The following is a 16,387-nucleotide window of genomic DNA, read 5'->3' as shown; positions in this document are numbered from 1 at the left end:
ATTGTCGAACCGTAGGCCGGGTAAGCGTAGCGCCACCCGGCGTTTGCTCTTTACTTCGCCGGGATCGACTTCAGCAGTTCGGTCAGCAGGGTCCAGTACTGGCCCACGCTCTCGATGTGTACCTGCTCATCCGGGGAGTGCGGACCGGTGATGGTTGGCCCGATGGAGACCATATCCATATCCGGGTACGGCTTTTTGAACAGGCCGCACTCAAGACCGGCGTGGATCACCTGGATGTTCGGCGTTTTGTCGAACAGGCGCTGATAGGTTTCACGCACCAGCTGCATCACCGGCGATTTTGCATCCGGCTGCCAGCCTGGGTAGCTGCCTTTCGCCGAGGTCTGCGCGCCTGCCAGCTTGCCTAACGACTCCAGCATGCTGACCACGTACTCTTTACCGCTATCGATCAGGGAGCGGATCAGGCAGATGATCTCTGCGCTCTCGTCCTGCATGGTCACCACGCCCACGTTCAGGGAGGTTTCCACCACGCCTTTCGCCACGTCAGAGTTACGGATCACGCCGTTCGGCGTGGCGTTCAGCAGCTGAACAAACGCGTCGCGGGAAGCAGTGGTCAGCGCAGCTTTATCAGAGGCCACGCTCTCCAGCTGCACGGTCAGGTTCTTCTCTTTGATCGCCAGTTCGTTGGTCAGGATAGCCTGGTACGCTTCCGCCAGCGCCTTCAGCTGTTCAGCTTTATCTGCGGCAACGGCAACGGTGGCGAAGGCTTCACGCGGAATGGCGTTACGCAGCGTGCCGCCGTTGAAGTCCAGCAGGCGCAGATCCAGCTCGGCAGCGTGACCGGCGAGGAAGCGTGCCAGCAGCTTGTTGGCGTTGCCAAGACCGAGGTGAATATCGCCGCCGGAGTGGCCGCCTTTCAGGCCCTTCAGCGTCAGGCGGAAGGTCTCAAAGCCAGCCGGAACCGCTTCGCGGGAGAGGGCGAGGGTAGAGATAAAGTCGATGCCCCCGGCGCAGCCCATGTAGATCTCACCCTCTTCTTCAGAGTCGGTGTTGATCAGGATATCAGCCTGTAACCAGCCTGCCTGGAGACCAAACGCGCCGTCCATACCGGCTTCTTCGGTCATGGTCAGCAGCACTTCCAGCGGGCCGTGAGCCACAGCATCGTCTGCCAGCACCGCCAGCGCAGAGGCCATGCCGATACCGTTATCCGCGCCCAGGGTCGTGCCGCGGGCTTTTACCCACTCGCCATCAACGTAAGGCTGAATCGGGTCGACGGTAAAGTCGTGTACGGTGTCGTGGTTTTTCTGCGGCACCATGTCCAGGTGCGCCTGTAATACGACCGGCTTGCGGTTTTCCATGCCAGCGGTAGCAGGCTTGCGGATCAGGATGTTGCCGACCTGGTCGCGCTCGGCGTGAAAGCCTTTCTCTTTCGCCCAGCCCATAACGTGTTCAGCAAGCTGTTCTTCATGATAAGAGGGGTGCGGAATAGAGCAGATCTTGGCAAAAATATCCCACAGCGGCTGGGGGGATAGTTGAGACAGTTCAGACATAATGATTCTCCATGTCAATGGCCTGCAAAACAGAGGGGCAGGGCATAGGATTAGTGATTACAGAGCATCACGCGCGTTGCGGGTGAGAGAAATTCAGAATACCACTTTATTGCCTGTCTGAGTGTGACACGTGTAAAAAGCGCAGGGCGGGCCGCGTAACACTGGTTTTTAGTGCGTCAGATCTCTATAATCTCGCGCAACCCATTTTCCCCTGAACACATTTAAGCCGTTTTACAATAGGCTGGGACACTTCACATGAGCGAAAAATACGTCGTCACCTGGGACATGTTGCAAATTCACGCCCGCAAGCTGGCCGCGCGCCTGATGCCGTCAGAACAGTGGAAAGGCATCATTGCCGTTAGCCGTGGTGGTTTAGTTCCGGCTGCCCTGCTGGCCCGTGAGCTGGGTATTCGCCATGTTGATACCGTTTGCATCTCCAGCTACGACCACGACAACCAGCGCGAGCTGAAAGTGCTGAAGCGTGCTGAAGGCGACGGTGAAGGCTTTATCGTGATTGACGATCTGGTGGATACCGGTGGTACCGCCGTGGCTATCCGTGAGATGTACCCGAAAGCCCACTTCGTTACTATTTTCGCCAAGCCGGCCGGTCGCCCGCTGGTGAATGATTACGTGATTGATATCCCGCAGGATACCTGGATTGAGCAGCCGTGGGACATGGGCGTGGTCTTCGTACCGCCTATCTCTGGCCGCTAAGCTGCTTTTTTCCTAACTTTACGCCCGGTTATGCCGGGCGTTCTGTTATTTAGCGCCCGGCAGGTTACAATAGGTGAAGTGACGTAATCATGGAGGCTGCGCGCAATGACCCAGGCTAACCTCAGCGAAACCCTGTTTAAACCCCGATTCAAACATCCCGAAACCTCGACGCTGGTGCGCCGTTTTCAGCGGGGTAACCCTCCTGCTATGGCCTCCGCACTGGACGGGACCAACGTTCCGCACTGGTATCGGCTGATCAACCGTCTGCTGTGGGTTTGGCGCGGGGTCGATCCGCGTGAAATTCTCGACGTGCAGGCGCGGATCGTCATGAGCCAGGCCGAGCGTACCGACAGCGATCTCTATGACACGGTGGTAGGCTATCGCGGCGGCAACTGGATCTACGAGTGGGCGACCCAGGCGATGAAGTGGCAGCAGAAGGCCACTCAGACCGAGGACGATGCCCTCAGCGGCCGCCAGTGGCTTCACGCCTCTAATCTCTACAGTATTGCGGCTTACCCGCATCTGAAAGGCGATGACCTCGCCGAGCAGGCTCAGGCCCTGGCCAACCGCGCCTATGAAGAGGCTGCGCGTCGTCTGCCCGGCACGCTGCGCGAGCTAGAGTTTGCTATTCCCGGCGGCTCGCCGCTGGTGGGCTTTCTCCATATGCCAAAAGGCGACGGCCCGTTCCCCACGGTACTGGTGTGCGGCGGCCTTGATAGCCTCCAGAGCGACTACTACACCCTGTTCGAGCGCTACTTCGCGCCGAACGGCATTGCGATGCTGACGCTCGATATGCCGTCGGTCGGCTTCTCCTCAAAGTGGAAGCTGACCCAGGACTCCAGCATGCTGCATCAGCATGTGCTGAAAGCGCTGCCGGACATTCCGTGGATCGATCACACCCGCGTCGCCGCCTTTGGCTTCCGCTTTGGGGCGAACGTTGCCGTCCGGTTGGCCTACCTGGAGTCACCGCGCCTGAAAGCGGTGGCCTGCCTCGGGCCGGTGGTGCACTCGCTGCTCACCGACTCTCAGCGTCTTAGCGGGGTGCCGGAGATGTACCTCGACGTGCTGGCCAGCTGTCTCGGGATGCATGATGCCTCAGACGAGGCGCTGCGCGTAGAGCTGAACCGCTACTCGTTAAAAACGCAGGGTCTACTGGGACGCCGCTGTCCTACGCCAATGCTCTCCGGTTTCTGGAAAAACGATCCCTTCAGCCCGGAAGAGGAGTCCCGGCTTATTGCCTCTTCCTCTGCCGACGGCAAGCTGCTGGAGATCCCGTTTAAGCCGGTTTACCGCAATTTTGATAAGTCACTGCAGGAAATTACTGCTTGGGTGAAGCATAGATTGCGTTAATGCGTTACTTAATTCCATTGATTTGGTAAAACAGTTGCATCACAAAAGGAGATCGCAATGACGTTACCGAGTGGACACCCGAAAAGCAGACTGATCAAGAAGTTTATGGCGCTTGGCCCTTACATCCGCGAGGAGCAGTGCGAAGGGAACCGTTTCTTTTTTGACTGCCTTGCCGTATGCGTCAACGTGAAACCGGCCCCTGAGAAGCGTGAATTTTGGGGCTGGTGGATGATAATGGAAGCCCAGGAAAAACGCTTCACCTATACCTACCAGTTTGGCCTGTTTAATAAAGAGGGTCACTGGGAGCCGGTTGCTATTAAAGATACGGAAGTGACCGATCGTCTTGAGCATACGCTGCGCACTTTCCACGAGCGTGCCCGCGAGCTGCTGGCATCGCTGGAATTAAAGCTGGAGCCTGCCGACGACTTTAAAAATGAGCCGGTTAAACTCAGCGCCTGATTAATCAGATGCCATAAATAAAAAAGGCCCTTCACCAACATGAAGGGCCTTTTTCTTATTCAGAATTAGAACTGGTAGGTCACGCCCAGGGCAACGATATCGTCGTTGGTGGTAACCAGGCGGTTATCGTCGTCAATCTGGTTGATTTTATAATCAACGAAGGCCGACATGTTTTTGTTGAAGTAGTAGGTTGCGCCCACGTCGATATAGTTGACCAGATCTTCGTCACCAAAGCCTTCGATATCTTTGCCTTTGGTCAGGACGTAGCCCACGGACGGACGCAGACCAAAGTCGAACTGGTACTGGAGCACGGCTTCGAAGTTATCCGCCTTGTTGGCAAAGCCAGCAGAGGAGGAGATCGGGGTCATGTTGTAAGAGACACCGTAGAAGGCCGCCGCGTAGACGTTGTTGGCGTCATATTTCGCGCCAGCAGCCCAGGCTTCCGCATTCGCGCCACGACCCAGAGCCATCCGGTTCTGCGCATCGGTGCGGTCAGAGTTAGCGTATGCGCCCACAACCGAGAAGTCGCTGCCGCCGAAGTCATAGGCCAGAGAGGTACCGAAGCCGTCACCGTTCTGTTTCACGACGCTGCTGCGGCCGTTTTCGTTTTTACCCTGATACTGCAGGGTCAGATCCAGACCGTCTACCACGCCGAAGAAGTCGGTGTTGCGGTAGGTCGCCACGCCGCTGGTACGTTTGGTCATAAAGTTGTCGGTACGGGCCAGGCCGTCACCGCCGAACTCAGGGAACATATCGGTGTAGGCGGCCACGTCATACAGCACGCCCAGGTTACGACCGTAGTCCAGTGAACCGAAATCTTTGATTTTCACACCGGCAAAGGCCAGACGGGTTTTCTGTCCGGAGGTGCTTTCGTCGTTGTTACCGGCAAACTCCGCTTCCCAGCGACCGAAGCCTGTAATTTGATCGTTAATTTGTGTTTCGCCTTTAAAGCCGAAACGAACGTATGTTTTATCGCCGTCGTTGCTGTTGTCATCGCTGAAGTAGTGCATGGCTTTCACTTTGCCGTAAACGTCCAGCTTGTTGCCATTTTTATTAAAGACTTCTGCGGACTGTACAGATGCGGAAGCAGCCAGACCCATTACCACTAATGCCAGAGTACTCTTTTTCATTTTGATTCCCGATTTAAACAAAAGACGCTCTAATATTCGCCAGGCTTATACCTGCTGAAAACAGAGAGGGTTTTAACGTTCGGAAATGAAAGATTTATGACAATCCAGGAATAATTTTAAAAATCGATGTTTATTTATTTCTGCAATAAAAATGTAAAAATCTGCCGTTAGGCTTGCCGATCCACGCAGCAATCATTCACCCTTTTGACCGAGGTTATTGGCAAGCGGCCTCACTCCTGTTACAACGTCAGACTGACATCACATTTCCTTATTCGTAAAACGGCAGAGAATCATGAGTGACACCCAGACGCTGGTGGTAAAACTCGGCACCAGCGTGTTAACGGGCGGATCGCGCCGCCTCAACCGCGCCCATATCGTAGAGCTGGTACGCCAGTGCGCGCAGCTGCATGCCGCAGGGCATCGCATTGTTATCGTCACCTCCGGGGCGATTGCCGCCGGGCGCGAGCATTTGGGCTACCCGGAGCTGCCCGCCACCATCGCCTCCAAGCAGCTGCTGGCGGCGGTCGGGCAGAGCCGTCTGATCCAGCTCTGGGAGCAGCTCTTCTCCATCTACGGGATCCACGTAGGACAGATGCTGCTGACGCGTGCCGATATGGAGGACCGGGAGCGCTTCCTCAACGCCCGCGATACTCTGCGCGCGCTGCTGGATAACAGCATTGTGCCGGTGATCAACGAGAACGACGCTGTCGCTACCGCCGAGATCAAAGTCGGCGATAACGACAATCTCTCTGCGCTGGCCGCCATTCTGGGTGGGGCGGATAAGCTGCTGCTGCTCACCGATCAGCAGGGCCTCTACACCGCCGATCCGCGCAATAATCCGGATGCCGAGCTGATCGCCGATGTCCACGGCATTGACGATGCGCTACGAGCCATCGCAGGGGACAGCGTCTCCGGCCTCGGTACTGGCGGCATGGGCACTAAACTACAGGCCGCTGACGTCGCCTGCCGCGCGGGCATCGAGACCATTATCGCTGCGGGCAGCAGGCCGGGGGTTATCGGCGACGCGCTGAACGGCGTGCCGGTGGGAACGCGCTTCCATGCCCAGACCTCGCCGCTGGAGAGCCGCAAGCGCTGGATCTTCGGCGCACCGCCAGCGGGCGAGCTGACCGTAGACGAAGGGGCAACGATGGCGATCCTCGAAAAAGGCAGTTCGCTGCTGCCAAAAGGGATCAAAAGCGTGACAGGCAACTTCTCCCGTGGTGAAGTGATCCGTATCCGTAATCTGGAAGGACGGGACATCGCCCACGGCGTCTCCCGCTACAACAGCGACGCGCTGCGACGCATCGCTGGCCAGCACTCACAACAGATCGACGCCATTCTCGGCTACGAGTATGGCCCGGTTGCCGTCCATCGCGACGACATGATCACCCGTTAAGGAGCAGACGTATGCTTGAACAGATGGGCATCGCTGCGAAAGCAGCCTCGTATAAGCTGGCGCAGCTCTCCAGCCGAGAAAAAAACCGCGTTCTGGAGAAGATCGCCGACTACCTGGAGGCCCAGGCGCACGACATTATTCAGGCTAACGATCAGGACGTGCTCGAAGCCCGGCGCAACGGCCTGAGCGAAGCGATGCTTGACCGTCTGGCGCTCAACCCGCAACGCCTGAAGAGCATCGCCGACGACGTACGCCAGGTCTGCAAGCTGGCGGATCCGGTCGGCCAGATCATTGACGGTGGGCTGCTCGACAGCGGCCTGCGTATCGAACGCCGCCGGGTGCCCCTCGGCGTGATCGGTGTGATCTACGAGGCGCGGCCCAACGTCACCGTTGACGTGGCTTCCCTCTGCCTGAAGACCGGCAACGCGGCGATCCTGCGCGGCGGCAAAGAGACCTGGCGCACTAACGCCGCCACCGTGAAGGTGATCCAGCAGGCACTGGAGGAGTGCGGTCTGCCAGCAGGCGCGGTCCAGGCGATTGAGAGCCCGGATCGTGCGCTGGTAAACGAGATGCTGCGCATGGATAAGTACATCGACATGCTGATCCCACGCGGTGGGGCAGGGCTGCATAAGCTGTGCCGCGAACAGTCGACTATTCCGGTGATCACTGGCGGGATCGGCGTATGCCATATCTACGTGGATGACACCGCCGAGATCGAGCCCGCGCTGAAGATTATCGTCAACGCCAAGACCCAGCGCCCGAGCACCTGCAACACCGTAGAGACGCTGCTGGTGAACCAGCAGATTGCCGAGCGTTTCCTGCCTGCGCTGAGCACCCAGATGGCGCAGAGCGGCGTAACGCTGCACGCCGACGCGGCGGCACTGAAGACGTTGCAGTCTGGCCCGGCGCATGTTGAAGCGGTGAAGCCGGAGCAGTATGACGATGAGTTTTTATCTCTCGATCTCAACGTTAAGCTAGTGGCCTCGCTCGATGAGGCGATCGAGCATATTCGCGAGCACGGCACCCAGCACTCAGATGCGATCCTCACCCGTACCCTGAGCAATGCTAACCGCTTTGTGAACGAGGTGGATTCCTCTGCGGTCTACGTGAACGCTTCCACGCGCTTCACCGACGGCGGGCAGTTTGGACTGGGCGCAGAAGTGGCCGTCAGTACGCAAAAACTGCACGCTCGCGGCCCGATGGGCCTTGAAGCGCTGACCACCTACAAGTGGGTTGGCTTCGGCGACGATACTATTCGTGCTTGATTGTCGTGCCTGATTGTCTGCGGGCGACGCACGCCGTCGCCCGCGCTATCCCTGGCTCTGCTGGCCTGTTCGCTCCTGCGCAGCCGCGTCCAGCGCGGCCATCTGCTCCCGGAGCGCCGTCAGGCTGAGCGGCTTGCCGATCAGGTAGCCCTGGGTTTCATCGCACTCCATCATCATCAGCTTCTGAAGCTGCCCCTCGGTTTCAACCCCCTCTGCCGTAATGCTGAGCGAGAAGGCTTTACCCAGGCCGATAATATTTTTAACGATGGTATTGGCGCTGTCGCTCTCTGGCATATCGGAGATAAAGGATTTATCGAGCTTAATACCATCAAAGGGGAAGTTGCGCAGATAGCTTAGGGACGAGTAGCCTGTACCAAAGTCATCCATCAGCAGCTTCACCCCCAGCTTTTTCAGCGCCAGCATCAGCTCAAGGCTATTTTCAGGGTTCCACAGCGTGGCGTTTTCGGTAATTTCGATCTCCAGCCTGGCCGGGTCGAGCTGCGATGCCTGGAGTGCATCCCTGACGCGATCGATCAGACCCCATGACTGGAACTCCACGGCAGAGATATTCACCGAGACGGAGAGGCCGTGCAGGGATTGCTGCGCGTCGTGACAGGCCGTTTTCAGTACCCAGTCGCTGAGGGGGATAATCAGACCGGTCTCCTCTGCCAGGGAGATAAACTGATCCGGCATCAGCAGGCCGAGTTCCGGATGATCCCAGCGGATCAGCGCCTCTACGGCGATAATACGCGAGGAGTTGTGCCCGTAGCGCGGCTGATAAACCAGGCGGAACTGCTGCTTTTTAAGGGCGTCGCGCAGGCTATTTTCCATTTCGCGCCGCTGGACCACCTGCTCGGCCATCTCTGGGGTGTAAAACATCCATCTGTTGCGCCCGGCGTTTTTGGCCTTATAGAGCGCGATATCTGAGAAGCGCAGCAGCTCTCCCGCGTCTACCGCATCTTGCGGAGCCATAGCAATACCGATGCTGGCACCGATAAATATCTCATTGCCGCCGATCACAAAGGGGCGTGCCAGCTCGCCGATGATCCGATTGCAGAGAAGCTCGATATCGCTGCGATCCTGGATGTCAGAGATGATTAGGATAAATTCATCCCCACCCTGGCGCGCCACCAGGTCGTAATCACGTACGCAGCTCCGCAGCCTTGTTGACACCTCGTGCAGAACGGCATCGCCTACGCCGTGGCCAAACAGGTCATTAACCGGTTTAAACTTATCCAGATCGAGGCTCATCATCGCTAGCGGATGCTCCGGCGTAGGCAGTGCCCGCAGCTTGCCCTCAAGGAACTCGCGCATGCGGACCCGGTTTGGCAGCCCGGTCAGCTCATCGTGCCGGGAGAGATACTCTACCCGCGCCTGTGCCTCTACCTCGAGAGTGACATCCGTCGCGGTGCCCCGGTAGCCAACGATCCCTTCCGGCGTAACGACGGGTTTAATGGCGATATGGCAGTAGCGCTGGTGGCCCATCGCCGACAGGTAGCGGCAGTGCAGCAGCCGACGATGGCCTGTCTGGCCGGGCAGCGTGATCCACTCCGCCAGCGGCTGGTTATCCGCCTCCATAAATGCCGTTACGGGACGTCCCAGCCAGGCCGAGATACTGTGCCCGGTAATGCCCGGAAAACGATCGGAGAGCCAGGTAAAATGCAGGTCAGTATCCGTCTCCCAGATCCAGTCCGTGGTGGCTTCAGCCACGTCGCGAAAGCGGCGCTCGCTGGCGGTAAGGGCATGGCGACTCTGGGCCAGCAGGAAGGTGTTTTCATCATACATACGCGCTTTTTTGAGCACGTTGCGACTCAGAACCACGCTAAGAGCGCCGGTAGACAGCGCCAGCAGGATCAGCAGCGGCAGGATGTAGCGCATGAGCTCCCGCCCCGGATCTTCACTTTTCCACTCGAAGGTTATCTGATGGCCATCAATGGGCAGCGTCGCTATCCCGCGCCGTCCTGCCAGCTTTGGGGCATCCTTTCGCTGCACGCGCGCCTGCGTAATGCCATACTCTTCACCCAGCGCGACCAGCTTTTTGTCATCCAATACGTCGACAAACACCAGGGTAGAGGCCGGGCCGGGGAGGGAGACGATCCGTGAGTCATCGCCGGTAGTGATGCGTGCGGCTGCCACCAGCGCCGGATGTCCGGCCTGCATCACTACCGTATTGGCTACCGGCATCGCGTCCGGTTTATTGATCGCCTGAAGTAGTTTGGGGATCGGGTTCTCTCCCAGCCATTCATTGAGCGATTGGGTAACCAGTTGGCCATTGATGACGCTATACCGGGTCTGGCCGCTACCATCCAGCACAAACACCCCTTCGTAGGTAAAATCACGCCAGAGCGTCGCGCCCATATTCTGGCGGGTATAGGCCCAGTCGGTATCTACGTTAGGGTGCAGATGGCTGTAGGCCTCACCCCACCAGGCGTAGTCTTTGATGTGCGTGGTAAGCGTATCTACCCGGTTATGGATCGCTTTCTCTAGCAGCATCGCGCTCTGTCTATCGGCATCCTGATTAATATTGCGCACGATGATCAGCAACGCGACAATGGCGATAACAAATAGCCCCGTCAGGAGCGAGACCATCAGCAGCAGAGCGCGTTTGATAAAGGTTGTGGTACTTCTATGCTCCAGATCAGGGCTGGACAGGTCATCGGTAACTGCGAATTTTTGCATTAGTTTATCCACTCTATCCAGCCCATCTGGTATCTGGTCTATCTTATCATCGGCCTGTTTTGGCGGGGCTTGATCGCGGTCGGTTAAAAATCAAGATAGCTGATTTTGAAAGAAAAAGAAGACATGACGACCTAATGTTAAAAAAATGTTGCTTGGTGTGATGGCAGACACAACTCAAAGGGGAAGGGATGTGCTGATGACCATGCTTTTTGTGCTGAATTAGCGAGGTTGTGCTGTAAAAAACAACAACTAAACGCGAGGGGAGTTGACGAGGCGTACGCTTTTTCTTAACCTTGCATACCTTAGTCACGCTCGTGACGCGCCCGGATAAGCCGATATAGCTCAGTTGGTAGAGCAGCGCATTCGTAATGCGAAGGTCGTAGGTTCGACTCCTATTATCGGCACCATAAAAATCAATAAGTTACACTTTTCTATCTTCATATAATTCTACTTTTTTCCTTCCGCGTACTTATTTAGCATTACATAGCTGAGTGCCATGTGCCTACTCTCAAACAGATACAAGCCTTACAGACGTTCTTTTCATTCTAGGACTGGGTGAGGTTCAATCGCGGTAAAGATAAATGTGTTACGTCTGATCCAATGATCTATGCCACCTCTTTACGTAGAGGACTATACTGTTTACAGTGTCAAAATGAAGTTGCAAAGGCCGTATTGCGTTTAGGTGCGGTGAATCAAGGAAGATTTGTAACCTTGAATTTAAGTCGAAGCTCTGCTTCAGTTAGAAGTTGATTTTATGCAAGATGTCTGTTCTCCAAAGGAAAGGGGGCCAATGAAGCAAGCTGAAACACTCGTACATACAGGTGACGTTTACTCTTCCCTTTGTAGTGCAACTTTTTGTATGCGCAAAAAGCAACGGGATTTATATATAATAATTCTCCATTTTTTACGTTTGTTTCGGATGAGTTATGTAGTTGTAAAGAATAAGCGTGGCGGATGGTTTCTTAAATATTATTTCGATATGGAAAGTTTAAATGAGATACACGTATCATAATGATTTAGGTCACGGCGGTTTCGCTAAAGTAGGAAGATATTTTGATAATATTAATAATTGCTTTGTTGCTTTGAAAATTTATGATCCTGTTCAAGCAGTTCTTGATCATGTTGATGATCTTTCTCTAAAGAGAAGATTCGTCCGTGAGGTTAACTATCAGAGTGCGATGAATAACCCAAATGTAGTTAGTATAATTGATTCATTTCTTGAATCTGATCCACCTTTTTTTTCTATGCCTCTCGCCAATTGCTCTCTTGAAGATGAGCTTGATGTAGATCCCACACTAGGTGAAAATCTAAATACAGTTCTCTTTGATATATTGAATGGTTTAGAGGGTTTACATAATGCTGGCTACACTCATAGAGATTTGAAACCAGCTAATGTGCTTAAATTTTCTTCAGATAATGCGGTTAGTTATGCTATATCAGATTTTGGGCTGATGAATGCTATTAATAGTGCTTCAACGAGTTTAACCGGGACCAATGCTACAGGTGGCACTGCGTTATATGCTGCACCTGAACTAATGGGAGATTTCAGAAGGGCAACCTTTGCAGCTGATATCTATTCTTTTGGTGCTATATTACATGATGTTTTTAGTGGTCGAGCTTCCAGAGTCCCATATTCAGAAATAACATACCCGGGACCAATCGGTGCAATAATTAGCAAATGTACAAAAACGTTACCAATTCGTAGATATGGCTCAATTGCAATTTTAAGGGAAGAACTTTATAGAGTACTAACGTCATCTCCGATAGAGTTTAGTTCTCGTGCTGAAGAAAGAATTGTTGGATTGCTAAATTCTGGACGAGTCCTTGATGATCAAGAATGGGATTCTGTTTTTATTTTTTTAGAACGAGCCAACTCAAATAGTGAACGCCACAAGGTATTGTCGGCAATTACAATCGAACATATAAATTTTCATCTTAATAGTGCTCCTGAGCTATTTACTGCCTTAGGTGATTATTTTTCTGATGTTATGTTTACCGAATCTTTCGATTTTGATTACTGCGATATTTTAGCTAGTAAAGCAGAGGTTTTTTTTAATAGTGTAGATCTTGGCTTAAAGGCAAAAATTATACTGGCACTTTTAGAATTAGGAACTTCTCATAATCGCTGGTACGTTGAAAGGAAGGTTGCTCTAATGATGTCTAATATGACAGATGAGTTAAACAATAGGCTTGTCACAGAAATAAATACTACTAATTTTGATTTTTCAGGAAAAATTATCCATATGGAGAGATCGATCAACTATAATAGAGCGGTATTGCCAATTGAATTGCAGCAACTAGTTAGGTGAAAAAATGATTTATAACACTTCAGCCTTTTCTTTTCCTGGCCCTAAAAAGGAAAACCAAGATTCTTACATCTCTTTGGCTTTAGATGGAGACCATCACGTGATCTGCATTGCTGATGGTGTTGGGGGGCGTAAAGGTGGGGCTGAAGCGTCAATGGCAGCAATTACTGAGGTTAAACATATTTTCTCAGAAAAATTATTCACAACTATGGCTGATTTGTTTGACCGTGTACATCATACAGTTCTTAAACATAGTAAGGATATAAAGTTTCCAGAAATGTCTACAACATTAACTGTAGTATATATTAACAAGGATGATGTTACTATTGGTCATGTTGGTGATTGCCGGCTGTATCATCTTAGAGGTCGAGGTATTGTAACTAAAACATATGATCAAAGTGAAAAGCAAAAACTCATAGATGATGGTGTACTTTCCCGCGAAAGAGCTCTTTATTACCACCGTAAAAATATTTTGCTATCAGTAATTTCTCCTGATAAGAAATATGAATTATATGAATCGAAATTTAAGGTGGCTATAAAGGATCGACTCCTTCTGGTTAGTGATGGAGTTTATAACATATGCACCAAGAAAGAATTAGCTATGCTTAGCGAAAGGGCATTAAATGTAAGTCAATGGATGAATGATATATCATCCCTTATTCAGACTAAAGAAGTTAAGGATGATTACACTGCCATAGCACTTGAGTTCATGTAATAAATTAAATTGCTTAGATGCCTCTTTTACCATTTGTAATTTGGGGCATATTTACAATGCTATTAGATACCTAATACATTTATATAGAATTTGCGTTTACCCTCGTCAGTTTTCTGAATCCGGTAAGTGATTGGCAGAGAATTTTGCAGATTTGGTTTTGTAAACGTTAAATCAGCCGCACATTGGTAAACATCAAGACTTGATTCATGGCTAATTGTTCTGACATTTTCAACTGAAATCTGGACATCCTTATCCAGTGTCATTACTTTCTCGATTGTCTTTATGGCAATATCCACGGCCAGATTTTTAGCGTCATCACTTCTGCATTTCGGTGTTTTCTCGCCGCAGTCAGCCAGTAAACTGGCCGCTATTAATACCAGAAGCATTTTTCGTTTCATCTAAGATTCTTTGTTAATTAAGGCTAACTTTTTTTACCTGCACAAAAATCCGCTGAAGATGCCACTTGGAGTATCCTGCCCGCGCAGCAACATCCTCTATCTTCAGCGGTTTGTTAAATTTGAATCAATCCATTTTGTTATCTCATCGATGATGTCTTTTGTTCTGAACATAGATCGACGCTCACTATAAGAGGACTGTGACACATCCTGTTCGGAATAGTTATGATTTACTTATAGATTTCAGCAACTCCATGTAGCCTGTTTTCCCCCGTTGTCGACAGGATTTTGAATGACGTTGCCCCTTGTTCATCAGCCTTACGAGAAAGAACATCCGATAATTCATCAAGCGTATAGGCATTGCTGGCTGAGACTACACCTATCTTTTCTTTCCCAACTGCATGGTTAATTTCCTGAGCGGCAGATGCGGCATTCACTGAAATAAATCCCATGACCAATGTAGTAATAAGTAGTGCTTTCATATCTAGTACCTCTTTAACAATATGCTTGAAACTGGACTTGTATCAGGAGTAACTTTCTCCATCTGTGTATTCAAATATACAGACCTAAGCTGTCATGAGGCTGACCGCTATATGACAAAATTGTCAGGGTTGTAGATTGGTTAATTTTTTTGAATACAGGTTCAGCTCGTTAATAATGCAGTCAGGTTCTTCACGCAGAGGCATATTGTCTATGTCCAGAATCCCATCATTTTTTTGTGGATCATCAGCCTGCAGATCTGCAAAGAGTGGGGTAAGATCTTGCTGTGCTTCACCTCGTTCAGCCACCAGCTCGAATGTTTTATTTTTTGCCTCGTCGTGGGTAAGGGCACTGACCAGAACCTGGGCGATTTGCTCCCGGGATATCACACCATCATCTGGTGTTCCCGTATGGCGACGGTCCCCCTGAAGCATAACGATTCGGTGTTCATCATCATTGTTGTAATCAAACCAGCCGGGCCTGACGATGGTATAGGAGTGACCACTTGCCCTGACCAGACGCTCGGCACGTCTTTTCCAGTCATGAACCTCAGTGCGTTGATTCCAGGTGCTGAGTCGTTCAGTCACGCCAACCGTGGTCATCAGGCCGATACGAACAGGTGTATCCCTGAATATTCGTAAAATATTGCGCACTCCGCCGTAATCTATCGCCCTGGCACCAATACGCCCCTGGCCATCGGAACCGAGCGTGAAGATGATGGCATCAATATCTTTCGGCAAATCGGTGAGTGTTTCAGGCAATGAAACATCGCCGTAAAAAACATCTGTTCCCCGAGGAAGCGATTTCACTTTGCGCTTATTTCTGACCAGCGCTACAGGCTGATGGCCCATTTTGATAGCGATATTGACGACATGAAGGCCAATACTTCCTGTCGCCCCTGCAACGAGTATTCTCATGATAAACCTACTGATAATTCAGACTTATTTTCGATAGGGTCAGAATATCAATTATCATTATTGTCAGTAATAGGGCTAAAATGATTGTGTCTATGAACACCCTTCATGAGTGTGCGATGAAGGGAATGCCTCCATAAGGAAATCGCCGATGCTCAAAGAAAACTTCAATGAACTGCAAATCTTTCTTGTGGTGGCGAGGGAGCGAAGTTTTACCAAAGCTGCGGGCAAACTGGGCGTTTCTCAGTCTGCACTCAGCCACGCGATGAAGGCCCTGGAGGAAAGGCTGAATATCCGTCTTCTGACCCGTACGACCCGAAGCGTTGCCCCTACGGAAGCCGGTGAGAGAATTATTGCCTGTCTTGAACCTCGTATTGCCGATCTGGAGCAGGAGCTTGAATCGCTTGTTCAACTAAACGGCAATGCCTCCGGCAATATTCGTTTATCTGCCGGGGAGCATGCCGCGCGAAGTCTGGTATGGCCGAAGTTAAAACCCTTTCTCAGGGAATACCCGGAAATTAATCTCGAACTGGTGGTGGATAACGGCTTTGTCGATATTGTTGAGGGGCGTTTTGATGCCGGGATCCGCCTGGGCGAAAGCGTGGATAAGGACATGATTGCGGTAAGAATTGGCCCGGACATGAGAATGGCTGTGGTGGGAGCACCTTCTTATTTCTCTACAAAACCTGCACCAGAAACGCCGCACGAGCTACAAAATCATCGGTGTATCAATATGCGCCTGCCGACAGCCGGTGGGCTTTACCACTGGGAGTTTGAGAAGGAAGGGAAACCGTTACGGGTCAGAGTGGAAGGGCAGCTAACGTTTAATCTGCAGGCGGAAAGGATTGATGCGGCGTTATCCGGTTTTGGTATCGCCTGCATACCTGAAGACAGGGTGCAGGATTATATAAAGTCAGGAGAGCTTATTCAGATTTTGCAGGACTGGTGCCCATCTTTCCCCGGATATTACCTCTACTACCCGAGCCGTAAGCAGCATCCACCCGCTTTTGCACTGATGATCGATGCACTTCGCTACCAGGAATAACGGGTCCGCCAATCTCAGCGGACCCGTACGG

14 protein-coding genes, 1 tRNA gene and 1 pseudogene are annotated in these 16,387 nt (G+C 52.0%); 9 read left to right on the top strand and 7 right to left on the bottom strand.

The annotated features are described in order from the left end of the window. Window positions 1-50 precede the first annotated feature (50 nt). Complete coding sequence (gene pepD / locus EV102420_RS19145) at window positions 51-1,508, bottom strand: cytosol nonspecific dipeptidase (protein WP_042395313.1); 1,458 nt, start codon at window positions 1,506-1,508, stop codon at window positions 51-53. Window positions 1,509-1,763: 255 nt separating this feature from the next. Here pepD and gpt point away from each other — a divergent pair, with 255 nt between their 5' ends. From gpt to crl, 3 genes are all read left to right on the top strand, one after another. Beyond that, window positions 1,764-2,222 carry a xanthine phosphoribosyltransferase gene (gene gpt / locus EV102420_RS19140; RefSeq protein ID WP_042395309.1) on the top strand — a complete coding sequence of 153 codons (459 nt, stop codon included), beginning with the start codon at window positions 1,764-1,766 and terminating at the stop codon, window positions 2,220-2,222. A gap of 105 nt (window positions 2,223-2,327) precedes the next feature. Beyond that, the gene (gene frsA, locus EV102420_RS19135; protein WP_042395308.1) at window positions 2,328-3,572 is read left to right on the top strand and encodes an esterase FrsA; all 1,245 of its coding nucleotides are present in this window, start codon (window positions 2,328-2,330) and stop codon (window positions 3,570-3,572) included. Between the two features lie 57 nt (window positions 3,573-3,629). Continuing rightward, window positions 3,630-4,031 carry a sigma factor-binding protein Crl gene (crl, locus tag EV102420_RS19130; RefSeq protein ID WP_042395303.1) on the top strand — a complete coding sequence of 134 codons (402 nt, stop codon included), beginning with the start codon at window positions 3,630-3,632 and terminating at the stop codon, window positions 4,029-4,031. Window positions 4,032-4,096: 65 nt separating this feature from the next. Here crl and phoE read toward each other — a convergent pair whose 3' ends face one another. Further along, a complete protein-coding gene (gene phoE / locus EV102420_RS19125) occupies window positions 4,097-5,161 on the bottom strand; it encodes a phosphoporin PhoE (RefSeq protein WP_042395301.1) in 1,065 nt (354 codons plus the stop codon). Window positions 5,162-5,453: 292 nt separating this feature from the next. On the opposite strand from phoE, the gene proB reads away from it, so the two are divergent. After that, window positions 5,454-6,557: a glutamate 5-kinase gene (gene proB / locus EV102420_RS19120; protein ID WP_042395298.1), complete on the top strand. Its 1,104-nt coding sequence runs from the start codon at window positions 5,454-5,456 to the stop codon at window positions 6,555-6,557. A gap of 11 nt (window positions 6,558-6,568) precedes the next feature. Next, window positions 6,569-7,822 (top strand): glutamate-5-semialdehyde dehydrogenase, encoded by a 1,254-nt coding sequence (gene proA, locus EV102420_RS19115; protein WP_042395295.1) that lies wholly within the window; start codon window positions 6,569-6,571, stop codon window positions 7,820-7,822. Window positions 7,823-7,867: 45 nt separating this feature from the next. Here the strand turns inward: proA and EV102420_RS19110 are convergent, their stop codons facing one another. Next, window positions 7,868-10,501, bottom strand: a complete 2,634-nt coding sequence (locus tag EV102420_RS19110; RefSeq protein WP_042395292.1) for a bifunctional diguanylate cyclase/phosphodiesterase — start codon at window positions 10,499-10,501, stop codon at window positions 7,868-7,870. A 331-nt stretch (window positions 10,502-10,832) separates the two neighbouring features. On the opposite strand from EV102420_RS19110, the gene EV102420_RS19105 reads away from it, so the two are divergent. The 3 genes from EV102420_RS19105 to EV102420_RS19095 all read left to right on the top strand — a co-directional run bounded on the left by EV102420_RS19105 (window position 10,833) and on the right by EV102420_RS19095 (window position 13,522). Next, window positions 10,833-10,908, top strand: a tRNA-Thr gene (locus tag EV102420_RS19105). 585 nt (window positions 10,909-11,493) lie between these two features. Then, window positions 11,494-12,810 carry a serine/threonine-protein kinase gene (locus EV102420_RS21680; protein WP_072015316.1) on the top strand — a complete coding sequence of 439 codons (1,317 nt, stop codon included), beginning with the start codon at window positions 11,494-11,496 and terminating at the stop codon, window positions 12,808-12,810. A 4-nt stretch (window positions 12,811-12,814) separates the two neighbouring features. Then, window positions 12,815-13,522 (top strand): PP2C family protein-serine/threonine phosphatase, encoded by a 708-nt coding sequence (locus EV102420_RS19095; protein WP_042395288.1) that lies wholly within the window; start codon window positions 12,815-12,817, stop codon window positions 13,520-13,522. A 62-nt stretch (window positions 13,523-13,584) separates the two neighbouring features. Here the strand turns inward: EV102420_RS19095 and EV102420_RS19090 are convergent, their stop codons facing one another. The 4 genes and pseudogenes from EV102420_RS19090 to EV102420_RS19080 form a co-directional block, all read right to left on the bottom strand. Further along, a complete protein-coding gene (locus tag EV102420_RS19090) occupies window positions 13,585-13,920 on the bottom strand; it encodes a hypothetical protein (protein ID WP_042395286.1) in 336 nt (111 codons plus the stop codon). Between the two features lie 19 nt (window positions 13,921-13,939). Further along, window positions 13,940-14,091, bottom strand: a pseudogene (locus EV102420_RS22930) (DNA-binding transcriptional regulator RamA); the annotation flags it as partial. Between the two features lie 56 nt (window positions 14,092-14,147). Next, on the bottom strand, window positions 14,148-14,399 hold the full coding sequence (locus EV102420_RS19085) for a YdgH/BhsA/McbA family protein (RefSeq protein WP_042395284.1): 252 nt from the start codon (window positions 14,397-14,399) through the stop codon (window positions 14,148-14,150). A gap of 123 nt (window positions 14,400-14,522) precedes the next feature. Continuing rightward, window positions 14,523-15,314, bottom strand: a complete 792-nt coding sequence (locus EV102420_RS19080; protein ID WP_042395281.1) for an SDR family oxidoreductase — start codon at window positions 15,312-15,314, stop codon at window positions 14,523-14,525. Between the two features lie 148 nt (window positions 15,315-15,462). Here EV102420_RS19080 and EV102420_RS19075 point away from each other — a divergent pair, with 148 nt between their 5' ends. Beyond that, window positions 15,463-16,356: a LysR family transcriptional regulator gene (locus tag EV102420_RS19075; RefSeq protein ID WP_042395278.1), complete on the top strand. Its 894-nt coding sequence runs from the start codon at window positions 15,463-15,465 to the stop codon at window positions 16,354-16,356. The last annotated feature ends 31 nt before the right edge of the window (window positions 16,357-16,387 follow it).

This window comes from Pseudescherichia vulneris NBRC 102420, assembly GCF_000759795.1.
GTDB classification, from domain to species: Bacteria; Pseudomonadota; Gammaproteobacteria; order Enterobacterales; family Enterobacteriaceae; genus Pseudescherichia; species Pseudescherichia vulneris.
This window is presented reverse-complemented; position numbering and strand designations above follow the sequence as displayed.